The 10,968-nt window shown below is 74.6% G+C and carries 10 protein-coding genes; 7 read left to right on the top strand and 3 right to left on the bottom strand.

All coding sequences use genetic code 11. The features are described from left to right. The first annotated feature begins 339 nt into the window (after nucleotides 1-339). Nucleotides 340-2,517 carry a SpoIIE family protein phosphatase gene (locus tag ACFWEK_RS12745; RefSeq protein WP_430554287.1) on the top strand — a complete coding sequence of 726 codons (2,178 nt, stop codon included), beginning with the start codon at nucleotides 340-342 and terminating at the stop codon, nucleotides 2,515-2,517. A gap of 49 nt (nucleotides 2,518-2,566) precedes the next feature. On the opposite strand, the gene ACFWEK_RS12740 is transcribed toward ACFWEK_RS12745, so the two are convergent. Beyond that, complete coding sequence (locus ACFWEK_RS12740) at nucleotides 2,567-3,025, bottom strand: DUF3151 domain-containing protein (protein ID WP_430554286.1); 459 nt, start codon at nucleotides 3,023-3,025, stop codon at nucleotides 2,567-2,569. Nucleotides 3,026-3,102: 77 nt separating this feature from the next. Between ACFWEK_RS12740 and ACFWEK_RS12735 the strand changes: the two genes are divergently transcribed. The 5 genes from ACFWEK_RS12735 (at nucleotide 3,103) to purD (ending at nucleotide 7,460) form a co-directional block, all read left to right on the top strand. Then, nucleotides 3,103-3,465 (top strand): STAS domain-containing protein, encoded by a 363-nt coding sequence (locus ACFWEK_RS12735; RefSeq protein WP_429735554.1) that lies wholly within the window; start codon nucleotides 3,103-3,105, stop codon nucleotides 3,463-3,465. Between the two features lie 121 nt (nucleotides 3,466-3,586). After that, the gene (locus ACFWEK_RS12730) at nucleotides 3,587-4,879 is read left to right on the top strand and encodes an adenylosuccinate synthase (protein WP_430546387.1); all 1,293 of its coding nucleotides are present in this window, start codon (nucleotides 3,587-3,589) and stop codon (nucleotides 4,877-4,879) included. 1 nt (nucleotide 4,880) lies between these two features. Beyond that, a complete protein-coding gene (locus tag ACFWEK_RS12725; RefSeq protein WP_430554285.1) occupies nucleotides 4,881-5,615 on the top strand; it encodes a transporter substrate-binding domain-containing protein in 735 nt (244 codons plus the stop codon). Between the two features lie 19 nt (nucleotides 5,616-5,634). Then, nucleotides 5,635-6,099, top strand: coding sequence for a PPOX class F420-dependent oxidoreductase (locus tag ACFWEK_RS12720; protein ID WP_430546385.1), 465 nt, complete (start codon nucleotides 5,635-5,637; stop codon nucleotides 6,097-6,099). Between the two features lie 80 nt (nucleotides 6,100-6,179). Next, entirely contained in the window at nucleotides 6,180-7,460 is a 1,281-nt protein-coding gene (purD, locus tag ACFWEK_RS12715; protein WP_430554284.1) for a phosphoribosylamine--glycine ligase, read from the top strand. Between the two features lie 102 nt (nucleotides 7,461-7,562). Here purD and ACFWEK_RS12710 read toward each other — a convergent pair whose 3' ends face one another. Then, a complete protein-coding gene (locus ACFWEK_RS12710) occupies nucleotides 7,563-8,684 on the bottom strand; it encodes a tyrosine-protein phosphatase (RefSeq protein WP_430554283.1) in 1,122 nt (373 codons plus the stop codon). 136 nt (nucleotides 8,685-8,820) lie between these two features. Between ACFWEK_RS12710 and ACFWEK_RS12705 the strand changes: the two genes are divergently transcribed. After that, nucleotides 8,821-9,807 carry a phosphoribosylaminoimidazolesuccinocarboxamide synthase gene (locus tag ACFWEK_RS12705; RefSeq protein WP_430546382.1) on the top strand — a complete coding sequence of 329 codons (987 nt, stop codon included), beginning with the start codon at nucleotides 8,821-8,823 and terminating at the stop codon, nucleotides 9,805-9,807. 40 nt (nucleotides 9,808-9,847) lie between these two features. Here ACFWEK_RS12705 and ACFWEK_RS12700 read toward each other — a convergent pair whose 3' ends face one another. After that, nucleotides 9,848-10,708 carry a DUF4190 domain-containing protein gene (locus tag ACFWEK_RS12700; RefSeq protein WP_430546381.1) on the bottom strand — a complete coding sequence of 287 codons (861 nt, stop codon included), beginning with the start codon at nucleotides 10,706-10,708 and terminating at the stop codon, nucleotides 9,848-9,850. Nucleotides 10,709-10,968: the final 260 nt, after the last annotated feature.

The raw sequence follows: 10,968 nt of genomic DNA, 5'->3' as shown, positions 1-10,968 counted from the left end.
GCCGGAGCCCTCGGCATCGGAGATGGCCTCGCCCAGCTCGGCTCCGATGTCGGCGTCGATCTCGCCGGACAGCACGACACGGGCGCGCGACGCGCCCACGATGACGTGCACGCTCGCGGGGTCTCCCAGCTCAGGCACCGCGTCTGCCTCCTTCACGTCCGCACGCCGCAGATCACGTGGGGTCGTGTTCGATCCGTCGTGCACGGTGCTCCTTCCACGCGCGGGGCGTTCACCTCGAGTCTCGGCGGACACCAATCTACGGTTGAATGACCAGCAAGAACACCAACCAGGGCGGGGAATCTCGGCAGTGGAGGCATTATGACCGAATCATCCGGTCCTGTGCCGCCCCTTCCGGACGGATTTCTCGACGGGGCGATCGCGGCCGCCGTCATCCCCGCGTTCGTCACCGGCGCCTGGGAGGACGGGATGCCCGTCCTGTGGATCAACGACGCCTTCGCGCGGGAGTCCGGGATCGGCGTCAACGACCTCGCCGTCCTGGGCAAGCACCCGCTCCTGGAGCTCGTGGACGACGACGCGGAGCGCGAGCGCAGCCAGGGCGACCTCCGTGCCGGGCTGCCCACCACGCGCATGGTGAGCGGGCGGCTCACGGACGGCCGCGCCACCTGGTGGCAGGTCACGATGTCGCCGGTGCCGGGCGACGGGGGGCCGGTGGAGCACTGGTTCGGCACGGCCACGGACGTGTCGACGCACGTCGAGCGGCAGGCCAACCAGCTCGCCTCCCTCGAGGTGGAGCGTCGCGAGCGCGCGGACCTCGACCTCATCGCCCAGACCACGGAGCTGCTCGGCGACCTCGAGTACCCGTACGCGCTGCGCGACATCGCCGACCTGCTGCGCGCGCTCGTCCCCTGGGCCGGCTTCTACGTCAACGACGACGGGCTCGTCTTCGCCGACGGCGTGGACGTCGCGTCGCCGCCGAGCGGTCGCGGTCGCCGGCACGCCCGGTACGTGCCCGAGCTGCCCGACGACGCCTCCGGGGAGCGGCCGGACCCGCCCGCCGACGGCGACGCCCGCGAGCCGGTGCGGGACGAGGTGCAGGACCTGCTCGAGGGAGTCGTCGAGGGACCGGTGATGCTCCGCCTGGGGGCGGGCTTCCCGGCCCACTCGGCGTCCGGCTGGCTGCGCCGCGACCTGCTGCGGCGCGTGGTGGAGGAGACCGGGGCGCTGCCGCGCGCCGTCGTCGTGCACGCGGTGGCCGGGCGCCGGCGCGTGCTGGGGCTCCTGGCCACCTGGCACGGCGTGGGGGTGGCGCCCGACGGCACCGTCACCGAGGAGGTCCGGCCCGGTCCGGGCGAGCCGCAGCACGTGCACACCGTGATCGAGGTGGTGGCGCGCCGGGCCGGCACCGCCATCGACAACGCGCGCCTGTACGCGCGCGAGCACCGGCTCGCCGAGGCGCTGCAGCGCGCCATGCTGCCCGAGCAGGCCGACGTGTCCGGGCTCGACGTGTGGACCTACTACGCGCCCAACGCCGAGCACGCCCAGGTGGGCGGCGACTGGTACGACGTGCTGCAGATCAACGAGGGCACCGTCGGGCTCGTGGTCGGCGACGTCGTCGGGCACGACGTCGAGGCCGCGGCGGCCATGGGGCAGCTGCGGTCCGTGGTGCGGTCGTACGCGTTCGAGCTCGCCACGCCCGGGATCGTCGTGGACCGGGTGGACCAGCTCGTCACGGGGATGCGCATCCCGCGGTCGGCGTCGATGGTCTACGCCACGCTCAAGCACCAGCAGGACGGCGACGCGTGGACCGTGCAGTACACGCGCGCCGGCCACCTGCCGCCCCTGCTGCTGCGCGACGGCAAGGTGACCCAGCTGGCGGGCGGGGCCGGGTCGCTCATCGGGTTCGGGTCCAGGCCCCGCACCACCGGGCAGACCGAGCTGCGCCGCGGCGACGTGCTCCTCTTCTACACGGACGGGCTCATCGAGCGCCGCGACCGGTCGCTCAAGGTCGGGCTCGACGCCCTCGTCGAGACGTCGGGACGCATCACCGCCCGCGACGCCGCCGGGGTGGGGGAGGAGCTGCTGTCCCGGCTCGCCGACGCGCCCGAGGACGACGTCGCGCTCGTCGTCGTGCGCGTGCCCGACCCGGTCGCCGACGCGCAGGTCCAGCCGCTCAGCCCGAGGTCGCGGCGGTGGCTGCTGCCCAGCGAGCCGGCGTCCATCGGCCGGGCCCGGCACGCCGTGCTGCGCACCTGCCAGGCCTGGGGCCTGCCGGAGTCCGCGTCGGCGGAGCTGGTCGTCTCCGAGCTCGTCGCCAACGGCGTGCTGCACGGCTGGGGCAACATCGCGCTGCGCCTCTTCGACACCGGCGACGGGCTGCGGATCGAGGTGGAGGACTCCAACCCCGCGCCGCCCGTCACCACGGACGGCCACCCCAACCGCGTGGGCGGGTTCGGGATGCAGATCGTCGAGCGGCTCGCCGACTGGGGCTGGCGGCCCGCCGGCTCCGGCAAGCTCGTGTGGGCCAAGCTGCACGCGAACGCCGTCGCGCCCGGCTGACCGCGTCCGTCGGTCGAGCCTGTCGAGACCACGCGCGGGTCTCGACAGCTCAACCCACGAGCGCGCGGACCTCCTCCGGCGAGGTGCCGGAGTCGCGCAGGAACTGCGCGCAGCGCTCCGCCTCGTCGGCCTCGCCGATCTGCGCGGCCGCCGCGGACAGCGCGGCGAGCGCGCGCAGGAACCCCTGGTTGGGCTCGTGGTCGACGGGGATCGGGCCCTGGCCGCGCCAGCCCGCGCGACGCAGGGCGTCGAGGCCGCGGTGGTAGCCGGTGCGCGCGTACGCGTACGCCGTCACGGACCGGGCCGCGGTGGGCTCGTCGCCCGCGGCGTCCAGCGCGGCCTCGGCGAGCACGGCCCAGGCGAGCGACGACGAGGGGTGGTCGGCGGCCAGGCGTGCCGGGTCCTCCCCGGCGTCCAGGCCGTCGCGCACCTGGGGGTGATCGTCGGGCAGGCGGGTCGGGGGCGGTCCGGCGAGCAGGTCGTCCACAGGGGAGTTCATGGCGCCCATTCTGGCCCGACCCCCGCCCGCTCCACAGATCGACGCCTCGGGCGCCGCGCAGGGCCGGTCGCGGGTACGCTCGCTCCATGATCGAGATCGCGACGTCTTCGACGACGACGACGCTCGTGATCGCCGGTGACCTCGACCTCGCGGAACGTGACCAGTTCCCGGAGATCGCCACCCGGGTGGTCGGGCTGCGGCGCCAGCTGCTGGTGATCGACATGTGCCGCGTCACGTTCATGGACTCGACCGGGGCCGCCTTCCTCATCTCCCTCGCGGACGCCGGGCGCAAGCGCGGCGGCGCCACGGTGCTGCGGGGCGCGGACGAGCGCGACCTGTTCGTGCTGGAGGTGTGCGGGGCCCTCGACCTGTTCCGCATCGACCGCGACCACCGCTGCGAGTCGGCGCCCGCGCCGTCCACCCCCGCGACGCACCACCCGGCGGGCTGAGCGCGCCGGACCGACGGGCAGGTCACGGGCGGGTAAACTCGGGCCCGGCCCGGACCAGGAGGCCCGCCTCCTCAGGTGACGTGGGTGAACACGCCGGGCCTCGTCGACGCGAGGAGATTTCATGCCAGCCGTGGTGCTCGTCGGTGCCCAGTGGGGCGATGAGGGCAAGGGGAAGGCCACGGACCTGCTCGGGTCCCGGGTCGACTACGTCGTGAAGTTCAACGGCGGCAACAACGCGGGTCACACCGTCGTCATCGGCGACGAGAAGTACGCCCTGCACCTGCTGCCCTCCGGCATCCTGTCGCCCGGCGTCGTCCCCGTCATCGGCAACGGCGTGGTGGTCGACATCGACGTGCTGTTCGAGGAGCTGGACGACCTCATCGCGCGGGGTGTGGACGTCTCCCGCCTGCTGGTCTCGAGCCAGGCGCACGTCATCGCCGGCTACCACCGCACGCTCGACAAGGTCACCGAGCGCTTCCTGGGCAAGCGCCGCATCGGCACCACGGGCCGGGGCATCGGGCCGGCGTACGCCGACAAGATCAACCGCGTCGGCATCCGCATCGCCGACCTGTTCGACCCCAAGATCCTGCGGGAGAAGGTCGAGGGCTCCCTCGACCAGAAGAACCACCTGCTGGTGAAGGTCTACAACCGCCGCGCCGTCGACATCGACGAGACCGTCGACGAGCTGCTGGCGCACGCCGAGCGGCTGCAGCCGATGGTCGCGAACACGCCGCTGGTGCTCAACCAGGCGCTCGACGCCGGCAAGAACGTGCTGTTCGAGGCCGGTCAGGCCACCATGCTCGACATCGACCACGGCACGTACCCGTTCGTCACGTCGTCGAGCGCGACCGCCGGCGGCGCGGTGACCGGCTCGGGCATCGGGCCCACCCGCGTGGACTCCGTCATCGGCGTCATCAAGGCGTACACCACGCGCGTCGGCGAGGGCCCGTTCCCCACCGAGCTGTTCGACGACATGGGCGAGTACCTGCTCAAGACCGGCGGCGAGTACGGCGTCACGACCGGCCGCGCGCGCCGCTGCGGCTGGTACGACTCCGTCATCGCGCGTTACGCGTCGCGCATCAACGGCCTCACCGACCTCGTGGTGACGAAGCTGGACGTGCTCACGGGCCTGGAGAAGGTGCCGGTCTGCGTCGCCTACGACGTGGACGGCACCCGCTACGACGAGATGCCCGACGACCAGTCCGCGTTCCACCACGCGAAGCCGATCTACGAGGAGATGCCGGGCTGGTGGGAGGACATCTCGCACGCCCGCACCATCGAGGACCTGCCGGCCAACGCGCAGGCGTACCTCGCCCGGCTCGAGGAGCTGTCCGGCTGCCGCATCTCCGCGGTGGGCGTCGGCCCGCGGCGTGACGAGATCATCCCGGTGCACGACCTGATCCACGCCCGCTGACATGGGCGGCGCCGGGCTGGTTCCCGCCGACGTCGTCGACGCGCTCGCCCCCACGGGTGTGCTGCGCGCGGTGGTCAACCTCGGCAACCCGGTGCTGGCGCAGGGCACGCGCCGGCACCCGTCCGGGGTGACCGTCGACCTCGCCCGCGAGCTGGCCCGGCGCCTCGGCGTCGAGGGCGTGCTGGAGTGCGTCGACGCGGCGCGGCACTCGTTCGCGGCGGTCGCCGACGGCCGGGCCGACATCGGCTTCCTCGCCGTGGAGCCGGAGCGCGCCGAGCAGGTCGCGTTCACCGCGCCGTACGTGCTGATCGAGGGCGTGTTCGCCGTGCCGGAGGGCTCGCCCGTCCGCGCGGCCGAGGACGTCGACCGACCGGGCGTGCGCGTCGGGGTGAAGCAGGGCTCGGCGTACGACCTGTACCTCACGCGCACGCTCCGGCACGCGGAGGTGGTGCGCGGCGCCGACGGCACCGCCGCCTTCGAGGAGCACGGCCTGGAGGTGGCGGCCGGCATCCGGCAGCCGCTGACCCGGTACGTCGCCGAGCACCCGGGGCTGCGCGTGGTCGAGCCGCGGTTCACCGAGATCCGGCAGGCCGTCGCCACCGGCCGCGACCGCGACCCTGCCGCGGTCGCGTGGCTGCGCGACGCCGTCGCCGAGCTGACCGCCGGCGGCTTCGTCGCGGAGGCGCTCGCCCGGTCGGGGCAGGACGCCACCGTGCCCGGGGGAACAACGGCCTGACCTGGTCGGTTGTCCCGGCATGACGACTTCGGGAACGGCCGAGACGGATGACCAGCGCGCCCTGCTCGCCCTGGTGGCGGACGGGAACAAGGGGGTCCTCACGACCCTGCGGCGCGCGGGCCGCCCCCAGCTGTCCAACGTGCTCTACGCGTGGGACGAGGAGACGCGGACGGCGCGCGTGTCCGTGACCGCGGACCGCGCCAAGACCCGTAACGCCGCGCGCGACCCGCGCGTCTCGCTGCACGTGAGCGCCCCGGACTTCTGGAGCTACGCCGTCCTCGACGGCACGGCGGAGCTGAGCGACGTGGCGACCGACGCCCACGACGCCGCCGCCGACGAGCTCGTCGAGACGTTCCGCGTGGCCGCCCGGCAGGAGCACCCCGACTGGGAGGAGTTCCGGCAGGCGATGGTGGCAGACCGTCGCCAGGTGCTGCGACTGCGCGTCGACCGCGTCTACGGGATGGCCCGCCTGCCGCAGCCCTGAGCGGCCCGGCGCGGCTCGCGGGCACGGCGTCCGCGGACGCCACGGCACCCCCGACGCGAGGGTCGTTAGCATGGTCGCCCGTGAAGATCCTTGTCGTCGGGACCGGCGCCCGCGAGCACGCCATCGTCCACGCCCTCGCGTCGGAGGAGCCCGCGCACGAGCTGCACGCCGCGCCGGGCAACCCCGGCATGGCCGCGCAGGCCGCGCTGCACCCGGTGGACGCGAACGACGGCCGAGCGGTCGCCGCCCTCGCCCGGACGCTCGGCGTCGACCTGGTCGTCGTCGGGCCCGAGGCTCCCCTCGTCGCCGGGGTGGCCGACGCGGTCCGCGAGGCCGGGATCCCCGTCTTCGGGCCGTCGGCCGAGGCGGCCCGGCTCGAGGGGTCGAAGGCGTTCGCGAAGGACGTCATGGCCGCCGCGAACGTGCCGACCGCGATGGCGCACGTGTGCACCACCGTCGAGCAGGTCGCCGACGCGCTCGACGCCTTCGGCGCCCCCTACGTCGTCAAGGACGACGGGCTCGCCGCCGGCAAGGGCGTCGTCGTGACGTCCGACCGCGACGCCGCCCTCGCGCACGCCCGCGAGGCGCTCGACGCGCGCGGCGACGACGGCCGCGTCGTGATCGAGGAGTACCTCGACGGCCCCGAGGTCTCGCTGTTCTGCCTGTGCGACGGCGCCACCGTCGTGCCGATGGTGCCCGCGCAGGACTTCAAGCGGGTGGGCGACGACGACGCCGGCCCCAACACGGGCGGCATGGGCGCGTACACGCCGCTCGACTGGGTGCCGTCCGGCCTCGTGGCCGAGGTGGTGGACCGGATCGCGCAGCCCACCGTGGACGAGATGGCCCGCCGGGGCACCCCGTTCTCCGGCGTCCTCTACGTGGGGCTGGCGCTGACCTCGCGCGGCACCCGCGTGGTGGAATTCAACGCCCGCTTCGGCGACCCGGAGATCCAGGCCGTGCTCGCGCGGCTGCGCACCCCGCTGTCGGGCGTGCTGCTCGCCGCCGCCACCGGCCGCCTCGACGGCGTCGAGCCGCTGCGCTGGTCGGACGACGCCGTGGTGAACGTCGTCGTCGCCTCCCAGGGCTACCCCGAGTCGCCGCGCAAGGGCGACCCGATCTCCGGCATCGCCGACGCCGAGGCGCTGGACGACGTGCACGTGCTGCACGCCGGCACCGCCGTCGTCGACGGCGCGCTGGTGTCCGCCGGGGGGCGCGTGCTGTCCGTCGTCGGCCGGGGCGCGGACCTCGCGGCCGCGCGGGCGGCGTCCTACGCCGGGGTCGAGAAGATCGCGCTGGACGGCTCCCACCACCGCAGCGACATCGCGCTGAAGGCCGAGCGGGGCGAGGTCGCCGTCCCCTGACGCTGGTCTGTTCGGCAGGAGGTGGATCTCTTCGGCACCGACCCATGCCGAAGAGATCCGCGCCCTGCCGAACAGATCGGAGGGGTGTGGTGGGTCGGCCGGTCAGCCGACGAGCAGCTCGTCCCGCACGTCGCGCGCCTCGCGAGCGCTGAGGCCGAGGCCCTGGCGGAGGTACCGGTCGAACGAGCGGTACTCGTCGTGCACCTCGTCGAACCCGGCGGCCAGGTACTCCGGCCGCACGTCGAGCAGCGGCCGGTAGATCGCGGCCTGCTCGGCGGGCATCGACGCGAGCGCGGCGGCGTTCGCCTCGGCGCGGTAGTCGTTGCTCAGCAGGTAGTCGTCCTCGACGACGTCGCGCGGCACGCCCGCCGTGGTGAGCAGGGCGGCCGCCGCCCAGCCCGTGCGGTCCTTGCCCGCGGTGCAGTGGAACAGCACCGCGCCGTCGTCCGCGACCGCGTCGAACAACGTCGCGTACGCGGCCCGGCCCGTGTCGCTGGAGACCATGGAGCGCTCCCCGTCGACCATCATCTGCGCGGCGGCGGCGGGTGACGACAGGTCCGGGATCGTCGCGGTGCCGCCGCCGAGCACGTCAGCCACCTCGTACCGGGCGCCGTCGGGCACGCGGTCGGGTGCAGTGGCGCGCTCCGACCCCGTGCGCAGGTCGACGACGGTGCGCACGTCGAGCCCCTCGAGGGCGTCGAGGTCCGCCTCGCTCAGCCGGTCGAGGGCGTCGGACCGGTAGGCCTCGCCCATGGCGACCCAGTCGCCGTCGGTGGTGCGGTAGCCGCCCAGGTCGCGGAGGTTCACCGTGCCGTCGAGCCGCACCAGGCGGTCGGCGATCGTCAGGCCCGCGCCGCGGTCGGGGACGAGCCGGAACCAGCGGCGGTCGGCGTCGGACAGGTCGGTGACCGTCACCGTCCCGGAGGACCCGCCGCGCGCCACGACGTGGCGGGTGTCGATGCGGTCCCGGTCGGTGCCCGTGTAGAGGCGCACGTCGCCGGCTCCGCGCGGCGCCGACCAGGTGACGGTGAACGAGCCGTCGTCGTGGGCCGTCACCGTCGCCGCGGTGAAGGGGATGCGCCCCATGGCGGCGCCGTGCTGGGGGGCGGACGGGTGCCCGGCCGCCGCGTGGGGCGGGCGCGGGGCCGCGACGGACGCGGCGGCGGGAGCGGCGACGAGGGCCGCGACGAGCAGGGCGGCGGTGTGCCGGGTGCGGAGTCTCATGGGCTGCACGGTGGACGCCGCCGGCGAACGGACGGTGAACGGACGGGGCTGTCCGGTAGGGGGCCCGATGAACTCCGCGCGGCGGGACCGCGGACGCGTGCGGCCCGGCCCGACGCCGGATGCGAGACTGAGCGTCGTGACCGAGACGCACGATGTCGACCAGCCCGGTGCCGACCAGAACGACGCCTTCGCCGGGGGACCGCTCGACCTGCCGGGGTGGCGTCACGTCTACTCCGGCAAGGTCCGCGACCTGTACGAGCCGGACCTGCCGGCCCTGGGCGGCGTGCACCCGCTGGGCGACGTCGTCCTCGTGGTCGCCTCCGACCGCCTCTCGGCGCACGACCACGTGCTCACCCCCGGCATCCCGGACAAGGGCGTGGTGCTCACGCAGCTCAGCCTGTGGTGGTTCGAGCAGCTCGCGGACGTCGTGGACAACCACGTCGTGTCCACCGAGGCGAGCGCCGAGCCGGGCGACGGCCTCGTGCCCGACGTCGTCGCCGGCCGCGCGATGATCTGCCGCCGGCTCGAGATGTTCCCCGTCGAGTGCGTCGCGCGCGGCTACCTCACCGGCTCCGGCCTGGCCGAGTACCGCGCGTCCGGCGAGGTCACGGGCATCCCGCTGCCGGGAGGCCTGGTCGACGGCTCGCGCCTGCCGGAGCCGATCTTCACCCCCGCCACCAAGGCCGAGGTGGGGGAGCACGACGAGAACGTGCCGTTCGAGGAGGTGGCGCGCCGGATCGGCGACGACGCCGCCACGCGCCTGCGGGACCTCACGCTCGCCGTCTACGCCCGCGCCGAGGAGATCGCGCGCGAGCGCGGCGTGATCCTTGCGGACACCAAGCTGGAGTTCGGCCTCGACCCGGCCACCGGGGAGACCGTGCTCGGCGACGAGGTGCTCACGCCCGACTCGTCGCGGTTCTGGCCCGCCGACGAGTGGGAGCCGGGCCGCTCCCAGCCGAGCTTCGACAAGCAGATCGTGCGCGACTGGCTGACGTCCCCCGCCTCCGGCTGGGACCGCGCGTCGGACGTGCCGCCGCCCGTGCTGCCGCCCGAGGTCGTCGAGCGCACCCGCGACCGCTACCTCGAGGCGTACGAGCGGCTGACGGGGGCGCCCCTGCGCTGAGGCGCCCCCGCGGGTCCGCTCGACCCGGTCCGCTCGACCGTCAGAGGCCGGAGCCCTGGACGCTGGCCTCCAGCGGCGAGCCGTCCGGGTTCTGCGCCCAGCACATGAGGCGCCGGTCGCCGAACGTCCACGACGCCTCGGTGGGGTAGAGGTACATCATGTCGAGGGCGGACGCGTCGTAACCCGTGCCGACGTAGTCGGCGAACTCCTCGAAGCAGAAGTCCTCGGTGGTGGCGACGACGGAGTCCTCGCCCGGGTACTCGGCGTCCGTCAGCTCGTCGACGCCCACCAGCTCCGCCCCGTGCGGCGTCGTGCAGTCGACCGCGACGACGCCGGTGAGGTCGGTGGCGTCGTCCGGCAGCTCGAAGCAGTCGCCCAGGTTCAGGTTCGCCCCGGTGCGGTCGGCGTACGACTCCTCGAAGCCCTGGCTGAACCCCTCCTGGAACTCGTCGTTCGTCGCCGCCAGGACGACCAGCCCGACGACCAGGAGCCAGCCGAGGATCCCGAGGGCGCCGAGCACGACGCCGGCGATCGCCAGGCCACGGCCGCTCTGTCCCGTACGCCGGGCGCGCCGCATCCCCGCGATGCCGAGGCCCAGTGCGACGGGGCTGATGCCGAGGATGCCGGTGATCAGCGCGGCGATCGAGAGCCCGTCCGTCCCCGGCGCGGGCTGCCCGTACGGGGACGGCGCGCCGTACGGCGCGGGCTGCGCGTACGGGGTCGGCCGGCCGCCGTACGGGCCCTGCTGGTCGTACGGCGATCCCGGGGCGGGCGAGCCGGGCTGGGCGTACGGCGCCGGCGGCTCGGTCGGGGCGTGGCCCGGCGGTGGCGTCGCGCCGGCGTCGGGCGTGGCGTACGGGTCGGGCGTGCCGCCGGAGGGCGGAGGGGTGGGTGCGGACATGCTTCCTCGGGGTCGGTGCGATGGTGGATGACGCGGCATCGACGGCGCCGTCGTCCGGCTGCGCCCCGCGGCGTCAGAAGGCTAGCGCGCGGGCGGTAGACTCGTCGCGGAATCCCGCCGTCGTGCTCCCGCCCCCACGCGCGCGCCTCCGCGGCGCCGCCCGTGCCGGGATCCCGGAGCGGCGGCCGCTGGACCACCCGGCCAGCTACCGGTCACGATCCAAGGAGCACCCGTGGGACGCGTCGTCGTCGAGGTCATGC

This window comes from Isoptericola sp. NPDC060257 (assembly GCF_042726645.1).
In the GTDB taxonomy this organism is placed as follows: Bacteria; Actinomycetota; Actinomycetes; order Actinomycetales; family Cellulomonadaceae; genus Isoptericola; species Isoptericola nanjingensis.
The sequence above is the reverse complement of the archived record's forward strand: the minus strand, read 5'-3'. Positions and strand labels throughout refer to the sequence as shown.

What these genes read in the sequence shown, in the direction of transcription:
- ACFWEK_RS12740 (WP_430554286.1), bottom strand. Translation starts at nt 3,025, where the DNA reads ATGGGCGCCATGAACTCCCCTGTGGACGACCTGCTCGCCGGACCGCCC.
- ACFWEK_RS12735 (WP_429735554.1), top strand. Translation starts at nt 3,103, where the DNA reads ATGATCGAGATCGCGACGTCTTCGACGACGACGACGCTCGTGATCGCC.
- ACFWEK_RS12730 (WP_430546387.1), top strand. Translation starts at nt 3,587, where the DNA reads ATGCCAGCCGTGGTGCTCGTCGGTGCCCAGTGGGGCGATGAGGGCAAG.
- ACFWEK_RS12725 (WP_430554285.1), top strand. Translation starts at nt 4,881, where the DNA reads ATGGGCGGCGCCGGGCTGGTTCCCGCCGACGTCGTCGACGCGCTCGCC.
- ACFWEK_RS12720 (WP_430546385.1), top strand. Translation starts at nt 5,635, where the DNA reads ATGACGACTTCGGGAACGGCCGAGACGGATGACCAGCGCGCCCTGCTC.
- ACFWEK_RS12710 (WP_430554283.1), bottom strand. Translation starts at nt 8,684, where the DNA reads ATGAGACTCCGCACCCGGCACACCGCCGCCCTGCTCGTCGCGGCCCTC.
- ACFWEK_RS12700 (WP_430546381.1), bottom strand. Translation starts at nt 10,708, where the DNA reads ATGTCCGCACCCACCCCTCCGCCCTCCGGCGGCACGCCCGACCCGTAC.